19 protein-coding genes and 1 pseudogene are annotated in these 21182 nt (G+C 43.2%); 9 read left to right on the top strand and 11 right to left on the bottom strand.

All coding sequences use genetic code 11. The features are described from left to right. Positions 1-33: 33 nt before the first annotated feature. From RDQ32_RS02310 to RDQ32_RS02300, 3 genes are all read right to left on the bottom strand, one after another. Positions 34-1353, bottom strand: a complete 1320-nt coding sequence (locus RDQ32_RS02310; RefSeq protein ID WP_007158143.1) for a sugar MFS transporter — start codon at positions 1351-1353, stop codon at positions 34-36. A gap of 249 nt (positions 1354-1602) precedes the next feature. Continuing rightward, positions 1603-2160, bottom strand: a complete 558-nt coding sequence (locus RDQ32_RS02305) for a type III toxin-antitoxin system ToxN/AbiQ family toxin (protein WP_007158144.1) — start codon at positions 2158-2160, stop codon at positions 1603-1605. A 250-nt stretch (positions 2161-2410) separates the two neighbouring features. Then, positions 2411-4441 carry a leucine-rich repeat domain-containing protein gene (locus RDQ32_RS02300; RefSeq protein WP_007158145.1) on the bottom strand — a complete coding sequence of 677 codons (2031 nt, stop codon included), beginning with the start codon at positions 4439-4441 and terminating at the stop codon, positions 2411-2413. A 154-nt stretch (positions 4442-4595) separates the two neighbouring features. Between RDQ32_RS02300 and RDQ32_RS02295 the strand changes: the two genes are divergently transcribed. Both RDQ32_RS02295 and RDQ32_RS02290 read left to right on the top strand, forming a co-directional pair. Next, positions 4596-5006, top strand: coding sequence for an AzlC family ABC transporter permease (locus tag RDQ32_RS02295; protein WP_308578976.1), 411 nt, complete (start codon positions 4596-4598; stop codon positions 5004-5006). Continuing rightward, complete coding sequence (locus RDQ32_RS02290) at positions 5003-5335, top strand: branched-chain amino acid transporter permease (protein WP_007158147.1); 333 nt, start codon at positions 5003-5005, stop codon at positions 5333-5335. Before RDQ32_RS02295 ends, RDQ32_RS02290 begins: the two co-directional genes overlap by 4 nt. 33 nt (positions 5336-5368) lie before the next feature. On the opposite strand, the gene RDQ32_RS02285 is transcribed toward RDQ32_RS02290, so the two are convergent. Continuing rightward, on the bottom strand, positions 5369-5950 hold the full coding sequence (locus RDQ32_RS02285; protein ID WP_007158148.1) for a hypothetical protein: 582 nt from the start codon (positions 5948-5950) through the stop codon (positions 5369-5371). Beyond that, positions 5926-6105, bottom strand: a complete 180-nt coding sequence (locus tag RDQ32_RS02280) for a hypothetical protein (RefSeq protein WP_040649604.1) — start codon at positions 6103-6105, stop codon at positions 5926-5928. Before RDQ32_RS02280 ends, RDQ32_RS02285 begins: the two co-directional genes overlap by 25 nt. A 130-nt stretch (positions 6106-6235) precedes the next feature. Here RDQ32_RS02280 and RDQ32_RS02275 point away from each other — a divergent pair, with 130 nt between their 5' ends. The 5 genes and pseudogenes from RDQ32_RS02275 (at position 6236) to RDQ32_RS02255 (ending at position 11179) form a co-directional block, all read left to right on the top strand. Beyond that, positions 6236-6586, top strand: coding sequence for a nitrous oxide-stimulated promoter family protein (locus RDQ32_RS02275; protein ID WP_007158150.1), 351 nt, complete (start codon positions 6236-6238; stop codon positions 6584-6586). A gap of 61 nt (positions 6587-6647) precedes the next feature. Next, on the top strand, positions 6648-8501 hold the full coding sequence (locus RDQ32_RS02270; RefSeq protein ID WP_007158151.1) for an ABC transporter ATP-binding protein/permease: 1854 nt from the start codon (positions 6648-6650) through the stop codon (positions 8499-8501). Next, positions 8494-10215 carry an amino acid ABC transporter ATP-binding/permease protein gene (locus RDQ32_RS02265; RefSeq protein WP_007158152.1) on the top strand — a complete coding sequence of 574 codons (1722 nt, stop codon included), beginning with the start codon at positions 8494-8496 and terminating at the stop codon, positions 10213-10215. The genes RDQ32_RS02270 and RDQ32_RS02265 overlap by 8 nt, the downstream gene beginning before the upstream one ends. 58 nt (positions 10216-10273) lie before the next feature. After that, positions 10274-10414: pseudogene (locus tag RDQ32_RS02260) on the top strand (YbaK/EbsC family protein); the annotation flags it as partial. Positions 10415-10744: 330 nt separating this feature from the next. Further along, positions 10745-11179 (top strand): hypothetical protein, encoded by a 435-nt coding sequence (locus tag RDQ32_RS02255; RefSeq protein WP_308578966.1) that lies wholly within the window; start codon positions 10745-10747, stop codon positions 11177-11179. A gap of 163 nt (positions 11180-11342) precedes the next feature. On the opposite strand, the gene RDQ32_RS02250 is transcribed toward RDQ32_RS02255, so the two are convergent. Together RDQ32_RS02250 and RDQ32_RS02245 are read right to left on the bottom strand one after the other, a co-directional pair. Next, on the bottom strand, positions 11343-12209 hold the full coding sequence (locus RDQ32_RS02250) for a PD-(D/E)XK nuclease family transposase (protein ID WP_183683652.1): 867 nt from the start codon (positions 12207-12209) through the stop codon (positions 11343-11345). Between the two features lie 228 nt (positions 12210-12437). Then, positions 12438-13376: a YARHG domain-containing protein gene (locus RDQ32_RS02245; protein WP_308578965.1), complete on the bottom strand. Its 939-nt coding sequence runs from the start codon at positions 13374-13376 to the stop codon at positions 12438-12440. Between the two features lie 248 nt (positions 13377-13624). On the opposite strand from RDQ32_RS02245, the gene RDQ32_RS02240 reads away from it, so the two are divergent. Further along, positions 13625-13969 carry a type II toxin-antitoxin system RelB/DinJ family antitoxin gene (locus tag RDQ32_RS02240; RefSeq protein ID WP_050768777.1) on the top strand — a complete coding sequence of 115 codons (345 nt, stop codon included), beginning with the start codon at positions 13625-13627 and terminating at the stop codon, positions 13967-13969. 192 nt (positions 13970-14161) lie between these two features. Here the strand turns inward: RDQ32_RS02240 and RDQ32_RS02235 are convergent, their stop codons facing one another. Further along, positions 14162-15571 (bottom strand): MATE family efflux transporter, encoded by a 1410-nt coding sequence (locus RDQ32_RS02235; RefSeq protein ID WP_308578964.1) that lies wholly within the window; start codon positions 15569-15571, stop codon positions 14162-14164. Positions 15572-15652: 81 nt separating this feature from the next. Here RDQ32_RS02235 and RDQ32_RS02230 point away from each other — a divergent pair, with 81 nt between their 5' ends. Then, the gene (locus RDQ32_RS02230) at positions 15653-16972 is read left to right on the top strand and encodes an MATE family efflux transporter (protein ID WP_308578963.1); all 1320 of its coding nucleotides are present in this window, start codon (positions 15653-15655) and stop codon (positions 16970-16972) included. 310 nt (positions 16973-17282) lie between these two features. Here RDQ32_RS02230 and RDQ32_RS02225 read toward each other — a convergent pair whose 3' ends face one another. The 3 genes from RDQ32_RS02225 to feoB all read right to left on the bottom strand — a co-directional run bounded on the left by RDQ32_RS02225 (position 17283) and on the right by feoB (position 21181). Further along, positions 17283-18161 carry an aldose 1-epimerase family protein gene (locus tag RDQ32_RS02225; protein WP_308578962.1) on the bottom strand — a complete coding sequence of 293 codons (879 nt, stop codon included), beginning with the start codon at positions 18159-18161 and terminating at the stop codon, positions 17283-17285. Between the two features lie 202 nt (positions 18162-18363). After that, positions 18364-18597 (bottom strand): FeoB-associated Cys-rich membrane protein, encoded by a 234-nt coding sequence (locus tag RDQ32_RS02220; RefSeq protein ID WP_183683643.1) that lies wholly within the window; start codon positions 18595-18597, stop codon positions 18364-18366. 373 nt (positions 18598-18970) lie between these two features. Continuing rightward, a complete protein-coding gene (gene feoB / locus RDQ32_RS02215; protein ID WP_308578960.1) occupies positions 18971-21181 on the bottom strand; it encodes a ferrous iron transport protein B in 2211 nt (736 codons plus the stop codon). Position 21182: the final 1 nt, after the last annotated feature.

Genomic DNA, 21182 nt, shown 5'->3' with positions numbered 1-21182 from the left:
TATATGCAGCCTTGTTTTATATACGGTCTTGTTTTACTGTACCGGCTTGCTGTTGCCGTTCCCTCGGCGCAGCAGTTTAGCCTTTTTGGTCACTTGGAGCATTCTTCTGTAGGCAAATATCATAAGAAGCAAGAGGAACATAGAGTAATAGGGAAAGAGCTTCATACTAAAGCTTCTTCCCAGCACCCCAAAGAGGGGAGGCATAATCAAGGTTCCCACATAGGCTGAGGCCATTTGTGCTCCAATCAGGGCTGAGGAATGCTCCACCCCAAAGTTGTAGGGAGTGGAATGAATTACGGAAGGATAAACCGGGGCACAGCCCAGGCCGATGAGAATTAAGGCCGGCAGTACCATAGCCTTACTCCAGGGCGTAAAGAGGAGAAAAATACCGAAGAAGACAATGGCGCTTCCCCCCAGTACCAACTGCTCATCCTTCCATTTCATGGTAAAAAAGCCGGAAAGAAAACGGCCGAAGGTAATCCCAAAGTAATACAAAGCCACAAAGGAAGCCGCCAGATTCTCTTCCATTCCAAGAGCCAGCACCATGAAAGAGCCTGCCCATAAGCCCACGGTCTGCTCCAGAGCACAGTAGGAATAAAAGCTTGCCATACATTCCTTGGCTCCGGGAATGGCAAAAATCTCTTTCAGGCTTAAAGCTTTTTGTTTGGAGACTCCAGATGGAAGAGCTTCTTGCTTTTTAGCTTCTTCAGAACAGGATTCCAGCTGAGATTCATTTTGCCGGAACTCATTTTGCTGAGAATTTTCTTGTTTTGCAGTGCTTGCAGCATTTTCCTTAAGTTCCTCCGGCTTTTTCTTCCATAAAGAAAGACTGCAAAAAAGGGCAATAGCCAGAGCAAATTGAATCAGAGAAACAATCAGGTACCCCCTGCTCCAAGGCTCGCCCCTTTGTAAAACAAAGCCCATAATATAAGGACCTACGGAGGCTCCCAAGCCCCACATACAATGTAGCCAGCTCATGTGTCTGCTGGAATAGTGCAGAGCCACATAATGGTTTAAAGCCGCATCCACAGAACCGGCTCCAAGGCCATAGGGAATGGCAAAAAGGCAGAGCATAAGGAAGCTGTGGCTAATAGAGAAACCAAATAAGGCAATGGCGGTTAAAAGCACCGAAATTGCCGTAATTTTCCCGGTTCCAAAGCGACGATTCAATTTTTCACTGTTTAAGCTGGAGAGAATGGTTCCTCCGCAAATAATCATAAAAACTGTTCCCGAATAGGATACGGGAACAGCAAATTCCTGATACATGATCGGCCAGGCCGAGCCCAGCAAAGCATCCGGCAGTCCCAGACTGACAAATGCCAGATAAATCATGAGCAACAGTATAGAAAACATCTTCTCTCCCCCTTAAATTCAATACCGCTCAAGAATACTCTGAAAAGAAGTTCTGTGCAATAAATTTTAGGGAAAGTTATGATTTGAAAGCGATGATTTGAAAATGATGGTTTAGCCGCTTACTTTTTGCTCGGATTTCCTATAGTAGTCCAAAAACTCTTCATCTGTCATTTGCCTCCCCCTTTCATCGCAAAAAAGAGAAGCAAAATATTATTCCACTTACTTGATTATGCATAAGTAATTTATATTTTACTTCCAGTCCAGCATTGCTTTTTCTAACTCTGAAAAATTACAATTTGCTCTTCTGATAGTTCCTGTTTCCTTTTGCTTTTGATATAATTTTTCTACCTTTTTCATAACCTTTGTTTTTATCTTAAGGCAAAAAGCATATTCTTTTTCAAATAAGTCTTTGTATCTGATGTCATCAAGCTTATCAAACTCAATTCTTTCATAACAACCCTTCGGTACAGGTATCATTTTCTTAATATCCAATATAGACAATATGTGCATTTTTTCTTCATCAGAGTAATCTTTGTATATATCTCCATTTATAGTAATGTTATTATCAATTACTTCATAAATCAAAAAATGCTCATCAGAAACATTCTTCCATCTTTTGTGCTTTTCCTTTGCAGAAGATATTGGAATAAAATAATTATAGTTTTCTATTCCAACAATAATTCCAACAAATGGTTTAATACTGTTCCTATATGATGGGTTGTAATAAACTTCTGAATCTATTTGATTGAGATATTCAAGATAATCAGGATTTATAGCGTAAAATCCATATTTAATCGCTTCTGCCATTGTCTTCTCCTAAAAAAACAGAGAGGTTTTATCCTCTCTGTTCGCTTTAATGCTTCACCTTTGGGATATAGGTAGTGAGACACCTTCTTTAATGCTCCACCTTTAACGGTAGCGGGACACCCTTTTTATTTACCGGAAGTATAACAAATATTTTTAGAAATGTCAAATTGGTAAATTTCCTAAGATAATATCACAATTTATGAAATGCACCAATATACAGTACTTCAACTTAGTCTTTTCAGCCCGCTATTTAGTCTAAGCTTGGAACAATTTCTATACTGTCCAGTAAAATCTCCATATTCACTACAGGATTTCCGGAGAGTTTTACTTTCTTTAAGTTCGGAAAATTCCGGAGGGCGGAGATATCAGAGATGTAATTTTCCGAAATATCCAACTCCTCAAGAGTTGTAAGCCCCTCTATACAATCCAGGTTCTCCAGTGTATTTCCGGCAATGTACAGCCTTTTCAGAGCCTTAAAATGGGAGAGATAGGCCTTTGCGTTGGGATAGAAGTTCCTTGTTTCATTATCCAAATTTTGGATTCTCGCAAGAGAAAGATTTAAGACCTGAACCGTATAATCGTCCTCCAGTTTGCTCAGATAAAGGGGAAGAAGAGGCTTGTCCGCCGTAATACTATCATCTTCGAGCAGAAAATACATTTCCTTTACGCCGAGATTGGAAAGAGAACTGCTGTAGTCTTGGTAACTGTCCATGGGAGTTCCGCGGAAAGTAACTTTTTGTAGGGAAGGAAGCTCCCGTAAAGCCGGCCCTAAAGAAGGCAGTACCTCTCCTATAATGCCGTTTCCGACAATCACTAAATCACTTAGGCTATTCATACCGCGTAGGAAGTCTCCCTCATATTCCTGTGCACTATTATGGATAGTCAAACTCTTAAGAGATGGCATACCCGCGATTTTATCCAAGTCATTGCAATAAACCTCTGCATTTTCCAAAGCGGATAAGCCGTGTAAATCCGGAATCTCATAATTATGGTAAGCAAAGCCCAAAGTCTGTAAAGAAGTAAGGCTCGACAGAGCATCGGCATTTTTCAGATTACTACAGTCCAGGTAAAGGCTGTTTAAAGAACTTATATTTCTCAGCCCGTCCAATGAAAGAATCGGAAGACTGACGAGATGGAGCGACTTCAGCTTCGGCATATTTTGCGCGAACTGTAGATCTTTAAAATTCGGAATGTTGGAAATTCCCAGATTCTCAATCTGAGGCATACCGGATAGAACACTAAGATTTCCTACAGACTGCGAATAGGGTCCGTTTATAAATAAGCTCTTACAATTGCTTAAAGAGGAGAGTGGAGAAAGGTCCAATGGCTCATCTCTACCACTTTCTATTCTTAAAGCTAAGTGTTCCAGATTCGGAAAATAGCTGAGTACACTGATTCCCGGCTCGAAATCCGAGTCTACCGATACGGAGAGTTCTCTTAAAGAAGAGAAAGACTTGTAAATATCTGCAATATCTTTCGTTTTCGAATAATCATAACTGTAGGACGGCTCATCGCGGAACGTAACGCCGGAAAGACCGATGATTTTCTCGGGATTCAGAAGTGTTCTTTCCATTTCGCTAAAAGTAGCGTATTCTGTAGAAAAAAATTGCAGATTGGAAAGACAACGAAGATCATTGGCATTGTCATCATCATAGGAATAGCGAAAACCGGAGCCGAGGGAAAGAGAAATTAAACCGGTGAAAGGCTGTATATCCTCTTCGTCAAGATAATCCGCTCCGGGAAGATAGACGGTATGTTCCTCGACCGGCTTTCCGGAATCGTCCACCGAAGTGGAGTAAGAGAAAAACCATTTATCCACACCGTCAGAAAGATCCTTCTTCTTGATGATAGCAAGGTACTGTAAAGAAGCATAGTCCTTCGCCGTAATTTTTGACAAGGGCTTGGAAAAGGCCTTTTCAGAAAAGCTTTTCATCACATCCGCTTTCGGAGTCGTTCGGTAGCTTTCCTTATTGCTGACAATTCCGGGAGAACGATAACGAAGAAGGGGAAGGATACTTACAAACAGAAAAGCAGTGGAAAGAATGCCGAGAATGACAACAACCGCAATTACATTAAGCAACTTAGAGTTATTATGTACGGTGGCATCGGGCTTATTGTAATTCACTTCCTTTATATTAAAATTCTGAGTAATGTTCGGCTTATACGGCTCGATGTATACCTTGGTATTACAAAACTTACAGGTGACAAAGCCTTCTTTTAATCCATCAGGTATATCAAGCTGGCCATGGCAATTGGGGCACTCTATTTTAGTGACAGTCATAGTTGATCCTCTTTACCTTTTTGTATTGATTTTATTAAAAACGACTACCTAAGTTTACAATATTAACAGGAATATATTCAAGGGTAAGGGGACAGATAGGCTGAACTTTTATCTACTCCTATACAGACTATTTCCACTTTGTCCCGAATAATGTATAACATTCGAGACAATTTTTTCCGCCTTCCCTCATACCGTTCCCATCTTAACCGGCTTTTTATTTCTGGGCTTTGCTTACGGTATCTATATGCACAGCGCCGGCCTTTCCGTGGTCTACACCTTCTTTATGGCTTCCTTAATCTACGGCGGTTCCTTAGAGCTCTTGGCTGTAGGATTTCTATTAGGTCCTTTCGCTCCTATGGAAACGCTTTTTCTGGCTATTATGATTCAGCTTCGACATCTGTTCTACGGTATTGCCATGCTGGGACTGGGGGTATCCATCCTGTCCTTAGTTATTTTTAAAGCAGAGCATTTCATCCTACCTGCCATGCTGGGAATCTTAGGCATTTTCCTCCTGGCAAAGCCTAAGCTGGAACAGCAATTTATGGAAGCGAATGCAAGCTTATGACTGTATGGCAACGCATCATTATCATAGCGCTTTGTATTCTGGGCACCATGCTGACCCGCTTTTTGCCCTTTATCTTATTTCAAAAAAATACCCCTAAAACAGTGCAATATCTGGGAAAGGCTCTGCCTCCCGCAAGCTTTGCTCTGCTTTTGGTGTATTGTCTTCGTAATGTTCAGTTATTTAGCGGAAACCAAGGACTACCGGAGTTTCTTTCTCTTGGACTAACCATCCTGATGCATTGTTGGAAGCGGAATATGCTGCTTTCCATCTTCTCCGGCACCGTCCTGTATATGCTGTTTCAACAGGGGATTTTGGCTTTGCCGTTTTAACGGCCTAGGAATTGTCAGAACAGCTATGCGTCTTTAAAGATAGCGATTATCGATTGCTCTACTCATGTAAGCGCCTTTTTTGAAAAATCCGCCTTCCTTTAAGCCCCAAGCGATTGCCGAGCAGGCAAGCTCTTCTTTAGCATTCATTTTCGCACTTAGAGAGGTGAGAACTATCCCTTGGGGGAACAGCTGTGCACTCAGGTATTCATACAGCCTATCTGCCTCTCCCTTTTCCACCAGCTTCGTAAGATAAGTAGGATTGGTATCCCACCATTCAGATGCCTTACAGAAGGATGCACTGGCACGCATTTCTCCAGTAGAGAGCTTCTCTGCGCAAAGCGCACGCAAATTTTCCAGCTGTGCCTCCTCTATCACACCATTTGTAATCGAATAAGCATAGTACGCACAAGCCAGACCTTCATCTTCAGCTTCCTTTAAAAGGTAAAGATTCGAAATGCCCCTTTTCTTGTATTTCTTCCACTTTGCGGCAATATCATGAAATACCTTTCCACTATAACGATCAGAGCTTCCCTGCTCTAAAGCTTCTTCCAATGCAGGAAGATCCACCTCTTTCTTTTCCCAATCATCAATCAAATTATACTGTAGCTCTGCCATCCTCTTCCTCCTAATCTTAAAGTAAAGCACAAGACAAATCCTTTACTTTTCATTGTATTTCGAAAATCATAAATTACAAGAGAAAAGCCACTATATTTGTTCTCTGCGTCAAGTAAGCCTTTTGCCAAAACCTCCAATAGTGCTACAATATCCATTAGAGTAATCTCCTTTGCATAGTTTTTTAGTCGAAACCATTGTATCAAAGTGTTAATGATTACTCTCTTTTTATTCCTTTAGCAACTGACAAAATCTTTACCCTATTGGCAAAGAAAGGGAATGCGCTTTATGAATTCAGAGCAGATTGAAAAGAAGAGACAGGGTGAAATCCGTTTGATCTCGGAGATGATTTCTCTATACTGCAAGAAGAAGCACGGTGGATCCGGGGCACTTTGCGAAGAATGTAAGGCGCTTTCGGACTATGCCATATCGAGGATTGCCCGTTGTCCTTTTATGGAAAAAAAGAGTTTCTGCAGTTATTGCCCGGTACACTGCTACTCGCCGGAAATGCGGGAGAAGATTCGGACGGTCATGCGGATAAGCGGACCGAGTATGCTGCTCCATCATCCGCTCTTATCGATTTCTCATGCGGTAGAGGGAATGAAAAATAAGAAAGCGGGAAAAAAGCCGGATGCTTAGGGGATAAAACTGAAATGATGGAAAAGGAAAGTGTAAATAGATAAAAGAAAAGGGAGAATTAATGATTAAAATGCGTTTGATTCGGCTCTTAGAGGGAGCCGGAAAGTATATCGTACAGCAGATAGTATGGCAATGGATTTCACTCCTTGCACAGGTCGTGATTGTGTACAATATTGCTCATCTCTTAGAGAATGCTTGGCAGAAGAAATTAAGTACGGAGGGAATAGCCCTGACTATGGGGATTGTTCTGCTCGGACTGGGCTTTCGCTTTCTCTGCGACCGCCTGTATACAAAGGCGAGCTTTCATGCCAGTGCGGATGTGAAACGAATCCTTCGCAATAAGATTTATGGGAAAATGCTTGCCCTCGGACCGGCTTATCGAGAAAGCGTAAACAGCGCGGAAATCGTGCAAATGGCAGGAGAAGGCGTGGAACAGCTGGAAACCTATTTCGGAAGGTACTTAAGTCAGTTCTTCTACTCCCTTTTGGCTCCGATTACCCTCTTCTTTATCCTCTCGCGCATCAGCGTTCAAACGGCACTGCTCCTCCTACTTGCTGTGCCTCTTATTCCTATTGTCATTATGCTTGTTATGATTGTAGCCAAAAAATTACTCAGTAACTATTTTGCAATCTATTATGGACTTGGCGACAGCTTTTTGGAAAAGCTGCAGGGCATGACCACCTTAAAGATTTATCAGGCGGATCAGGCTGCAGCGGAGGACATGGACAGGGAAGCGGAGCTTTTCCGGAAAATCACGATGAAGGTGCTTTCCATGCAGTTAAACAGTACTTCGGTGATGGATATTATCGCTTACGGCGGGGCGGCGGTCGGGATCATCTCGGCACTTGGTCAATTTTCCAAAGGGGCAATTTCTCTTTCCGATGTTTTAATGATTACCCTCCTTGCGGCGGAATTCTTTCTCCCCATGCGACTGCTCGGAAGCTTCTTTCATATCGGCATGAACGGCATGAAGGCAAGTGACCGAATCTTTGCTTTCCTGGATCTTCCGGAAGCGGAAGACGGGAAAGCTGTACTGGAAGAAAAAGAAATACGGATTTCTATGGAGAAACTTTGCTTTTCCTATGAGGAGAGTCGGGAAATCCTTCGTGATGTCGAATTGGAAATTCCTGCCTATTCCTTTGTGTCCCTCGTGGGTCTTTCCGGATCCGGAAAATCCACTATAGCCGGGATTCTTATGGGGAAAAATAAGGGCTACAAAGGCTCCGTAAAGTTAAACGGCAGAGAGCTTACGGAATTTTCGTCTCGGTCTGTCCTCGATAAAATGACGATGATCGGGCATGACAGTTGGATCTTTAAGGGGACTGTGCGGGATAATCTTCTTCTTGGAAATCCCGGTGCAACAGAGGAGGAGATGAAGGAAGCCTTAAAAAAGGTAAACCTCCTCTCCTTTATAGAAGCACAGGGCGGACTTGCTATGCCGCTCCTTTCGAATGGTACCAATATTTCCGGAGGGCAGAAACAGAGACTTTCTCTTGCAAGAGCACTTCTCCACGATACTCCGGTCTATATTTTTGATGAAGCGACATCGAATATTGATGCGGAAAGTGAAGAAAGGATTATGGAGGTCATTCATGAGCTTGCAAAGAGCAGAACGATTCTCTTGATTTCCCATAGGCTGGCTAATGTTGTAGGGAGTGATTGTATTTTCATGTTGGAAAACGGTAGAGTGGCGGAAGCCGGAAAGCATGAGGAGCTCCTTAAAAAGGGAGGCAGCTACAGCCGTTTGTTTAAGGAACAAAAGGAGCTGGAAATCTTTTCCGAAACACGTAAAGAAAGTTCTACAGAAAAACAAAAAGATACTGGTTTTGAAGAACAAGGGATTATGGAAGACTTGCAGGATAAAACAGGAGAAAGGGAAGATACGGTAGAGGAAGGAGGGGAAAAGCATGAATAAAAGAAGGTCGGATTTGGCCATTATGCGGAAACTTATCGTTCTTGTAAAGCCTCTTACGGGAGTAATGCTGACCGGTATTATCTTAGGTGTTTTGGGATTTTTATGTGCAATCTTCCTGACCATTCTCGGGGGATACGGAATCCTAAAGGGGATTTTGGAGCTTCCTGCTTTGCATGGGCTTTCCGGAGACGGTTTATTTATGCCGGGGGGCGTCATCTCTTTTGTTACAGGCTCATGGCAGAAGCTCTTTACCGTGATTTTCCTCTTTGCCGTAGCACGTGGAAGCTTGCACTACGGCGAACAGTATTGTAACCACTACATTGCCTTTCGAATCTTAGCGATTATCCGTCACAAGGTATTTGCCATATTAAGAAAACTCTGCCCGGCAAAGTTGGAGGGAAAGGAAAAGGGGAATCTCATCTCCGTCATTACTTCGGACATCGAACTCTTAGAGGTCTTTTTTGCGCATACCGTTTCCCCGATTGCAATTGCCTTTTTAACTTCGCTGATTATGCTGATTTTTATCGGAAAGCAACATATCCTGGCTGGGGGAATTGCTTTTTTTGCCTATCTTACTGTCGGCGTGCTACTTCCCATTTGGAACGGAAAGCGCAGCGCAGAAGCCGGAATGGCGCTTAGAAGCGAGATGGGTGAGCTAAATAACTTTGTTTTGGATAGTCTCTACGGTCTGGATGAAATCCAGCAATACCATGTGGGAGAAAAACAAGCTATGGAAATGGACGAAAGGTCGAAAAGACTCTCTGCTTTCCAGAGAAACTTAAGCTCCTTTGAGGGCTCACAGCGTGCGGTGACGAATCTTGCGATTCAGCTTTTTTCCTGGGGAATGCTCTTTACCATGCTTTTCCTTTATCAGAGAAATGCAGTCAGCTTTTCTGAAATGCTTCTTTCCACCCTTGCCATGATGAGTTCCTTTGGACCGGTTGTAGCACTTTCTTCTCTTTCCAATACCCTAAACCAGACCTTGGCCTCCGGAGAGAGGGTGCTTTCCCTTTTAGAGGAGGAGCCGGCGGTAGAAGAGGTATCAAACGGAGAAAATATTGAATTTAACGGTGCAAACGTCGAAAAACTTACATTTTCTTATCAGTATGAAATCATTCTGAAGCAGGTTTCGATTGACATTCCGAAGGGAAAGGTTCTCGGGATTCACGGTGTCAGCGGCTCCGGAAAATCCACTCTTTTAAAGCTGCTTATGCGTTTCTGGGATACGAAAAAGGGAGAGATTTTATTTTCCGGAAAAAATGTGAAGGAAATCAATACGGACTGCCTTCGCAAAATGACGAGCTATGTGACACAGGATACCATTCTCTTCCATGATAGCATCGGGAAAAATATTGCGGTCGCAAAGCTCTCCGCTACGCAGGAAGAGATTGAAAATGCGGCGAAGAAAGCAAGCATTCATGACTTTATCATGAGCCTCCCCAAAGGATATGAAACAAAGGTGGGCGAGCTTGGAGATTCTCTTTCTGATGGAGAAAAGCAACGAATAGGTCTTGCAAGAGCCTTCCTTCACGATGCGGAGCTTCTGCTTCTCGATGAGCCTAGCAGTAATCTCGATGTCTTAAACGAGGGAATTATTTTGCAGTCCTTAGAGAAAGAAAAAGAAGGAAAGACTGTAGTGCTGGTTTCTCACAGACAATCCACCATGTCCCTTGCTGACCGGATTTATGAGATGGAAAAGGGACGAGTTTCCTAGTTAGGAGAATAGTATGGGAAAAGAAACAAAAACCAATGCGTGCAGAATTCTCGACAAGGCGAAGATTTCCGGAAACAAAAAGGTAGAAATGCTTCCCATGAAGGATTTACTGAGTATCACTGGTTATATCCGAGGATGCTGCAGCCTCGTCGGAATGAAAAAGCAGTTTCCGACCTTTGTGCAGGAAGAAGCAACGGTGCTGTAAGAAAGGCTGATGTCAAGAGAGACGATTAAGAATGACTATAGAGATATATTTATTCCTCCATTTTCTTAAAATTCCGGGCTTTTCCGGGTGAAACAAAACAATATTGCTGCCATGGATAAAGCCTTTTTTTCACAAGGGGCCCCGCGCGAAGCGTGAGGTATTCCAAGTACATTCTAAGTTTTACAATACGGGAAGTCGGTCTGTATTGCAACGAAAAAATGCACTATATGTACCTACAGCTCTTGGCAAAAGATTGTGTATTCTTGGGATAAAGACTATACTACAAAAAATGACAAAACGCTTTGAACGACAATGAGGATCAATATGAAAATCAGTAGTGACTATACATCAAATAGAGCATGGTTAAGAGATGTAGTGGGCAATCAGCCGATGATTTTACGCTCTGTCTCCGCCTTGGAATATTTGCAACTCTTTGTGGGCTACTTTTCTGAAAGCAAGGTGGAGGTTTATGCCTTGGAGGAAAGTTCGGAAGAAACTATCCGATGCCATATCATAGAAGATTTGGAAGCTATAGAGTATATACGTTTTGAAAATGTTCTTTGTTCCAGTCCAAGCCAGGCTGTAAATGATATGCTTTCCGATTTTGAGCATAGCGATGAAACTGCTCTTGTAGAAGCTTTGAGCAAATATTACTATTCCCATGAAGAAAGCTTTAGCGGATTAAATATCAAAAAAGAAAACCAAAAGCGATTTGAAGAACTAAAGGACTGGGCTATAAACTATTTTGAGGTAGGTTGAATGAAATGACTAAGCAAGAAGAGATTTATTCCTAGCTTTTACGATTCCTCGAACCATTTTACAACGATAATCCAAAGTCCAACTCCGTTTGGGACAATGATAAAAAGGAATGGTCTGGCAATATCTAATTACACTTAAAGCATGCACAATAATAGAACTGCCTCTACATTAAGTTCAGTTCACGGAAGAGTTTTTTTCTGTAGCGTTTATCCTTTGAAGCTTTTTTGATATCTTCCAGTCTGCCACTTTCCGCTAAAATACCCATTAATTGTGCTAATTTCTCACTGCCTTCTTCTCTGCCTTCTTCTAGGGCAGCTTGGCGATAACGTTCTAAAAGAATATTCATATTTTTGTCTCCCTTCTGCATAAAGTCTGTAGATTTAAGTTCTGCTACTCTTTTGGACAGTATTGTCGAATGCATTTGCTTGGGATTGTTGGCATGAAAATCTTCTGCCAGTCTTCCCAAGCTATTATTTTCTATTTTCGAGGTATTAAAGTATATAATATAAGAGTCATCATCAAAGGGCTGGCCATTTTCTTTAATGATTCTTTCAATATGATAAGATTGTAGTCCTCGTTTGAAAATATCTTTAGCTGTAATAAATATAACATATGTTTTAGGTAATTGCTTGAAATTTTGTCCTTTCTTTAGAGAATGAATGTCTATTAGACTGGCGTGAAATCTAGCTCGTTTCGGGATTGCTTCTTGAGAATCATTTTGGATTTCAATGTTATATAGATTGTGCTCTTTGTCCTCGCAGTAACAATCCAAGACAAGAGAATGTCCATGAATATTGGGAGTGTCTTTCTGAATACATTGATCTTTCAAACGTAAAGAATCATTTTCCATAATAACTTGTAAAATAAATTCGGTGCATTGCTTATCCTGCAATACGATTTTGATAAAGATATCATCCATAAGAGTTAGGGATGATATAATAGCTTGTTTTACTTCTAGCTGAGAGCTTGATTTTTGTAATGTGTGTTGCTCTTTTGAATTTTTAGAATTTTTTGCTGGAAATTGAGGCATGAGATTCTCCTTTTAGAAATAGGAATAAGAATAGACATAGTAAGAAGGGAAAGAATCGACAGAATTATGTAGTGCTATAATTGTAATGTGGCAATTGTAAATATACTAGTCTCCATATTCGGATAATATCCGTTAATGGATAAGGTGTGCAATAAAATATCTCCTCGCATCCAAGGTAATGGACGAGAGGAGATATTGGAATTTCTTTTCCACTGCTTTTTCATTCTATTATCCTACTTTTCCCAGCAGGCTGTCTCTATATCCGGTAAGGATCTTTATATTCTCTCGCTCGTAAGAATTCAAAACCTGACTTTCAATCTTATCATATTCCGACTTACTGTACTGCGGTCTATACCAGGATTTAGAAGAAAAATATGCATTAAGGTCTTGAGTGTCGTATTGTCTTCCATGGCGAGCATAAATTTCATTAATCGCTAAACGGAGGGTTGCCGCATCCAAGCTCCCATACTCTCCCCGAGCAATCAGTCTCTCGTTGGCGTATGGGAAAATAAATTCAGAAGCATTGGTAGCCGTTCCGGCATTGGATTGACCTGTACTGTTCACCAAGCCGGCATAACTATAATCTCCCCCCATATCTACATCGGTAAATTCCGTACCATTGGTTAAAGTCACTATAGGATAATCAATGGTTTCAAGACTATTCCATGTCACATCCGCATCCCCGTTCCAGCTATTGTCTTTTAGGTTTCGCATCTTGCCGGATACCTTTAAACCGTTTTGCTCTGTTTTGGAAAAGGAAAGCCCCTCTAATAAAAACTTTGCTTCTCCATAAAGACGAAACTCAATCTGTTCTTTTCCGTCCTTAATATAAGGGATAAGCATATACTCATTAGCAGTACTCTTCCACATTGCATCTCCGGGATAGGATGCAAATATATTGGATTTGTTTACCGCTCCGCTATCATAACTAAGCTCCTCTGAACCGGCGGATGTACTTTCTTCTGTAGCTACAGTAGATTCATCAGCTTTCTCTTCCGCCTTTACCGATGTACTTTCTTCCGCCTTAGTTCCTTCACTTCCCTTTGCCTGACTATTCCCTTTACAGGAAACCAGACTAAGGCTTAGAAGCAATCCCAAAAAGACGATTGCCAAGCTTTTCTGCAGAACCGCTCCGGTTCCTTTTGTCTTCATCATTGTTCTTTTCATACGCTCTTTCTCCCATGATTCATTATGTTAAATTTTATGAATATACCTTATTGCATTATAAGGTTTGGAGTAGTGAATAGCAAGTATGATGGCCTTATCCCGAAGTTATGAAATAAGGATTAGATAATTTATAGAAACATAATCAATCATCACTTTACTCGCAATAATCAATCATCTATTTGCTTGCAAATGCTTGCAAAGTAGCTCCACTAAAACTATACTATGGGATAATAAAGGAGGCGAATTATATGGCAAATACAAAAGCAGTTTATGCAAGAATTGACACGAAATTAAAAGAAAATGCTGAAGGCATACTACAACAACTGGGAATTTCTCCTTCCAGCGCCATTCAAATGCTATATAGTCAGATAGTACGGACAAATGGATTTCCTTTGGATTTACACTTGTCTTACCAAGTTCCAACAGCTATAGGAAATATGAGTCAAACTGAATTAAATACCGCATTACAAGAAGGATATGAATCTACTCTGACAGGGAAGAGTTATTCTGTGGAAGAAGTTCAACAGCTAATGAAAGAAGAGTTTCAAGTGGGAACCATGGACAAGTCGAAATACTCACAGGGTTCATGTTGATAATTTTGTCATATTCTATATGGTTCATTCTAATATCAATGAGCTTACCATTCTCCGAATCTTATATGGGAAGTAGAATATTGAGCAAGTCCTAATGTCTCGAATAATATTTTATTCTTAACTCTTTATTCCGGTTTCATCTAATAAATATTACATCTTTAGTTCTTTATTTCCGCTTCCATCCCATGAACGCTATACTTTAATTTCCTTCTTCTCCCTTTCCTTCAATTCCTTTAAAATTCCTCCGGTAATCAGGGCTGCAATAAGCGCCGCAAAGATATCACTGAGGGGCTGAGACATTTGCAGGCCGAAAAGCCCGAAGGCACGGGGAAAAATCAGCAAAATCGGAATCAGGCAAATGCCCTGCCGTAGCAGTGCCACGATACTGGCCCGAAGGGGATAGCCGGTGGTCTGGGAAAACATATTGGCCATGGTAATCTGGGCAGCCAGAGGCATGGTCAGGCATTGCAGCTGCAACGCCATTGTGCCGATTCGAATAACCTCCCCATCTTCTTTTCGGAAGGCGGTGACGATGGGCTTTGCCATAAGGAAGACTCCTGCTCCGGCAAAAATCAGCATAATAAAGCAGACCTTCAAGCTGAAACGATAGGCCTCCGCCACACGCTTGTAGTGCTTGGCTCCATAGGCATAGCCGCAAACCGGTTGAAAACCCTGTCCGAAGCCGATAACCAGGGAAAAGATGAACATGCTGACACGCATTACGATGGCCATAGCTGCGATAGCCGCATCTCCGTAAGGATGGGCGGAAAAGTTCAGCAAAATGGTGGAAACACCGGCAATTCCCTGTCTGGCGAGACTGGGACAGCCGAAGCGCAGAATAATGCTGTAACGTTTGATACTCGGCTTAAAATTTCGAGGAGATACGGAAATGCAGGCCGGCATTCTGTTGCATTGGTACAATAAAATGCCGAAGGATATCATTTGACTGATTACGGTAGCCACCGCAGCGCCGCCTATCCCCATTTTCCCGACGTAAATAAAGAGGGGGTCCAGAAACATATTGAGGACACCGCCGGTACTGATGCCGATCATGGAATAAAAGGAATTTCCCTGAAAGCGGAGCATATTGTTCATGCCCAGTGAAGCCATCATAAAGGGGCTTCCAAAAAGGATGATTCTGGCGTACTGCATGGCATAGGGAGCAATGGTTTTGGTGGATCCCAAAGCGTAAACCAGAGGTTCTACGAAAATGCCGGCAATGATTGCAATCATAGTTCCGATAATCAATTCCGTAAAAAATCCTACTGCCACATAGCGTTCCGCTTCTTTCTGCTTTTTCGCTCCCAACAAACGGGAAATTTCGTTTCCGCAACCCATGCCGATCATGAAGGCGATTGCCTGAATGATTGCCGCCATGGAGAATACCACTCCCACTGCGGCAGAGGCGGAGGTTCCCAAGCGGGAAACGAAGAAGGTGTCCGCCATATTATACACCGCCACCACAATCATGGACACCATGGAAGGAACGGCCAACTTGGGAATCAAACGATTCACCGGTTCCTCCAGCATTTGCCGAAACTTCTCCTCATCGCTTATGGCCATGTCTTCCGCTCCCTTCTCTGGCAATTTTTCTACTTCCATGCTACAATGACAGCCATTATACTACCGTAAAATTTTTTTCGCAAAAAAATCTTGAGTTAGGGGAGTCAGGGGAGTTTAGAAATGAAGAAGTTTTTTCGTTATGTCAGTCAAAGTATAGCCGGGATGATTGGGCTTTCCGTTTATATTTTAGCGGATACCTATTTTATTTCTTCCTATGCGGGAACCGATGGACTTGCGGTTTTAAATTTGATTCTTCCGCTGTACGGCCTTCTCAATGCCCTGGGCAATATGATTGCGGTGGGTTGTGCCACCAGATACAGCATCCGACAGGCTGCGGGAAAGGATGTAAGCTCCTTCTTTTTACAAGCTATTTTTTGGAACTTCATTTTCGCCCTGCCCTTCACCTTCTTCGGGCTCTTTTTTCCGAAGCAGGTTTTGGCAATTTTAGGGGCAAATGCGGAATTGCAGAATCTGGGAATGATCTACGTTCGAATCATCTTAGGCTCTGCCTTCCTCTTTATGGCAAACAGCAGTATGACTGCCTTCACCAGAAATGACAAGAACCCCTCCATGGCCATGGTCGGCTCTTTGATGGGTTCCCTCTTTAATATCGTATTTGACTATATTTTCATGTTCCCCATGAATTTGGGCATGACCGGTGCGGCTCTGGCTACTGCCCTATCTCCGGTGGTTACCAGCTTGTTTTGCGCTCTGCATTTTCGGAGTCCGAAAAATACCATTGCCTTTCGTTGGCAAAGTCCGCGCTTTAAGCATCTCTGTGCCTGCTGCAAGCTGGGATTTTCCGCCTTTGTCGGCGACCTGACCAGTGCCGTGACCATCAGTACCTTTAACGGCCTGATTTTAGGTCTTAGCGGAAATATCGGTGTTGCCGCCTACGGTGTCATTGCCAATGTTTCCTCTGTCTGCACCTGTGTATTCAATGGTTTGGCTCAGGGAAGCCAGCCCTTAATCAGCAACAGCTACGGAAAACGTGATATTCATAAGTTGCAGTCCTACCTGCATTACGGCATTGTAAGCGCTTTGGTACTGGCGATTTTGATTGTGGCAAGCATCATTTTCCAAAGTGACTTCTGTATCGCTCTTTTTAACCGGGAAAATGATCCTATCCTCTACCAGTATGCCAAGGAAGGAATTCCCTTGTATTTCATCGGTTTCCTTGCGGCCGGGCTGAATATCCTGATGGTAAGCTATTTCTCTGCTACCAACAATCCCCGCCCCGCCTTTATCTGTTCTTTACTGAGAGGCACCATCGCTATTGTATTTTTTGCCTTCTTACTTTCTTCCCTTCTAAAAATGCCGGGGGTTTGGCTTTCCTTCCCCGCATCTGAAGCCTTCACCTTCCTGGTGGTGCTGTATTTTTACCGGAAGGAGCGGAAAGAGATGAAGCTGCATTTGGAAGCAAAGCAGGAAAGCAAATAAAGCCGGCGAAGGGAGGGACTGTATTCATTGATATGGCACGCGCAGAAGCAGTATAGGTATGTAATCGAGCACGCTCCCGCTAACTTCGCCCTGCAGCGGTACTAAGCGAAAAACTACAGTACCTTTGTTTTTCGCAAGTACCGGCGGGCTCAGATTGCTCTCTTTCATACCTATACTGCTTCTATCGCTTCAGCTTATTGATTTCTACAGTACTTCCCGCCGCCGGTTTGCAAGTACCGCGGGATAAAATTGCCCCTTTTTCAGGCCTATACTGCATCGGAGCTTTCTTCTATACTGCATCCGATCTTCTCTATTTATCCTCTAAAATGATACTGTAGCAAAAGCTCTTTGCTTCATCCGGTCCCAGGGAAATGCGGTCTTTCATGGAGCATAGCTCCTCCATTACGCCTTCTCTTCCGGGGAGGCTTGTCCATGGCTCTACACAGAGGAAGGGCGTTTTCTCTCCATAGGGCTGCCAGAGAGCAATATAGGGATAGTCCTCATAAAGGAAACGAAGGGAGACCGGCTCGTCATCACTTCCCAGCACCAGTTCTCCTCCACTGTGCGCCAGCACCACCGCGTCATTTCGGAACAGAACGGTTTCCAAGGGGAGACGCCCGTTTACCAAGGCGAAATTCTCCCGTTCCTCCAAGGTAAGTAAGTCTTTTGAAAAGCGAACCTTCTCCATCATCGCTTCCTGCTTAGGGAAGTGAATGGCGTAATCACTTATTGCCTGCTTCTTGGAAAAGGGGAGGTAGAAACCGGGATGTCCTCCCAGCGCAAAATACATTACCTCAATTCCCAGATTCTCCACTCTGGAGCAGACATCCAGACGATTGTCCTTTACCCGGTAGCTTTGCTGTAAACGAAAGGAAAAGGGGTAAATCTTTCTGGATTCCGCACTATCCCGAAATTCCAAGGTGCAGGAATCCTCTTCCTGATCTACGATACGAGCCTGCATGGAGCGTAAAAAGCCATGCACGTCCATGGGGTATTTCTCCCCATTGTAATAATAGGCCTTCTGAAAAAGACGTCCGATAAAGGGAAACAGAAGCGGGGAACGCTCTTTCCAATACTTTGCATCTCCCTGCCATAAGCACTCTCTGTTTCGTTTTTTGTCAAACACGGACTGTAATTCCGCTTCTCGGTTAATCTCCACCTGCAACAGGGCGGACTCAATCTTTATCATGTCTTTTTCCCTCCTTTAAACGGAACAGCTCCCTCTGTTCCTGCACCGACTTTTCCCGATGCCTCTGTCATTACTTCTGTCGTTACTTCTGTCAATGTTTCTGCCTACAATCTTGCCTTGCAAAATCTTTTTGCAATCCTGCATGCCCAATCAATCAGGATGCAGGAGAGCTTGCAAGATGCATACTCTATTTATGCTTTATTTAAGCCTTCTTCCGGTTTCTGGTATGCCGGTCAATAATAGCCTGTTGCTCCTTGGTCAAATGAAATTCTTGTCCCTTATGATCCAACTCTTCATGGCCTACATGGTCACACTTTCCGGATTTCGCATAACTGCAATATGCACAAGAGCCATTTTCCCGGTGCTCCTTCCGTAAAGCTCGAATGATGGCAACTACAATTAACGCCACAATGGCCAGTACGATAACGTTTCCCATTTTTCTTCCTTTCTCTAATAAATAATAAACCGCTAGATTATCCCGGATGAATAAGACCGCTCGCAAAACGAACTTACTTACTATATTATAGCAAAACCGTCATTTTCCAAAGGTTTATTCTAAAAATTAATATTCTTTAGGATTTCTTCAAAAAAACTTGGTTTTTGAGCTATCTCTTTTTGAGCTATCTCTTTTCGACTATCTCTTTTCCTTATCTATCGCAAAGGACAGTATAAAACGGCCAAATACACAGTAAAATGTCTCAGGCTTCAGCTTTGCCACTTTCTAAGTAGTAGAAATGAAAAAGAGCCCTGCAAGGCAGGAGCTCCTTTCCAAGCTCATTCCGTTTTCCGGAATACATTCATAAAAATCTTTATGCCATGGCCTTCTCCACTGCCAGCTCTTCGGAACCGGAAAGAGTTGCCGCTTCCTTGTAAGGTCTGAACAAGCCCCAAAGTCCTGCAAGAATCAGGATAAATGCTACGATGGTGAAGGGGTTAAAGCTAACCTCACCGGTTACCAAACCGCCTACCTGATAGATGACCAAAGATACACAGTAAGCCAGGAAGCACTCCCAAGCAATAGCGAAGATGGTCCATCTACCGTTGTTCATCTCTCTCTTGATAGCACCGATAGCTGCAAAGCAAGGTGCGCAGAGAAGGTTGAAAGCAAGGAAGCTGTAGCCTGCTACGCCGCTGGCAAAGTATTCCTTAACCTGTGGCCAGATTGCCGTACTGTCATCTTTTAAATCTACGCTTCCCGCATAGTGGAAGAGGGTACCGAAGGTTCCTACTACATTCTCCTTTGCGATAAGTCCGGTAAGAGCTGCCACAACAGCCTTCCACTTGCCCCATCCAAGAGGAGCAAAAAGCCAAGCCAAGGCATTACCAAAAGCTGCCAGGATAGAAGTATCCATATCTTCCTCAGGAAGATACTGTAAGCTAAAGTTAAAGCGGGATAAGAACCATACCAGAATGGTTGCCAGAAGGATAACGGTTCCCGCCTTCTTCACGAAGGACATTCCTCTTTCTCCTACACTCTTTAAAATATCAATAGGTCTTGGCATATGGTATGCAGGAAGCTCCATAACGAAGGGGGCGGGCTTTCCGGCAAACATCTTGGTCTTCTTCAATACGATTCCGGAGAATACGATAGCACAGATTCCTAAGAAATATGCACTCCAGCCTACCCAAGCAGAGTTGTCAAACATTGCTCCTGCCAAAAGTCCGATAATAGGAAGCTTAGCGGAACAAGGAATGAAGGTGGTGGTCATAATGGTCATACGACGATCTCTATCATTCTCTACGGTACGAGATCCCATAACACCGGGAACACCACAACCGGTACCGATCAACATGGGGATGAAGGACTTTCCGGAAAGACCGAACTTACGGAAAATTCTATCCATGATGAAAGCAACTCTGGCCATGTATCCGCAGCCCTCCAGGAAAGCAAGGAAGAGGAAGAAGGTCAGCATCTGGGGTAAGAATCCGATTACCGCACCCATACCGGCAATGATTCCATCGATTACAAGTCCCTGAATAGCCTCACTTACATTCATAGCTTCCAGTGCAGAGGTAGCAATGCCCGGAATAGATGGAACGTCCACCAGACCGAAGAAAGACCAGGGATCGGAGCCGAACAAAACGTCATTTACCCAGTCGGTCATTGCAGTTCCAATGGTAGAAATAGAAATGTAGTACACCAGGAACATCGCTGCGGCGAAGATGGGGATTGCCAGAAAACGGTTGGTTACGATGGCGTCAATCTTATCGGAAACAGTAAGTCCCTTCTGGGCTCTCTTTACATAAGCCGCATCGATAATGCTCTGAATATAGTTGTATCGCTCATTGGTGATGATACTCTCGGAATCATCATCCTCCGCCTTCTCTACAGCGGCAATAATGCTCTCCACATCTAAGTTCTTCGCTTTCTCCGGCATTTCATTACGAATCTTATCATCTCTTTCGAAAAGCTTGATGGCGAAGAAACGCTTCTGGCTCTCCGGTACATTGCCCTCTAAAAGATTTTCAATGGAGTTGATCGCTCCTTCCACCTGCTCGGAGAACTTGTGCTGTACAACAGTGTCGTTCTTCCCATTGGCTTCCGCAACGGCTAAGGCAGAGGCCTCCGCAACACCCTTGTTTCTTAAAGCGGAAATGCTGACTACCTTACAGCCCATAGCCTTTCCCAGCTCTTCCAGATTCAGCACATCTCCGTTCTTCTCTACCACATCCATCATATTGATGGCCATAACAACGGGGATGCCCAACTCCTTTAACTGGGTAGAAAGATAAAGATTTCTCTCTAAGTTGGTTCCGTCTATGATGTTCAAAATAGCATCCGGACGGTTATTGATCAGGTAGTTTCTTGCTACCACTTCCTCCAGGGTATAAGGAGAAAGAGAATAGATTCCGGGAAGGTCCGCGATGACTACATCCTTGTGTCCCTTAAGCTTTCCTTCTTTCTTTTCTACAGTAACACCGGGCCAGTTTCCTACATACTGGTTGGAACCGGTGAGCTGATTAAACAATGTGGTTTTGCCGGCATTCGGGTTTCCGGCAAGTGCGATGGTAATGGCCATG

Source organism: uncultured Oribacterium sp. (genome assembly GCF_902481605.1).
Classification (GTDB): Bacteria; Bacillota; Clostridia; order Lachnospirales; family Lachnospiraceae; genus Oribacterium; species Oribacterium sinus.
This window is presented reverse-complemented; position numbering and strand designations above follow the sequence as displayed.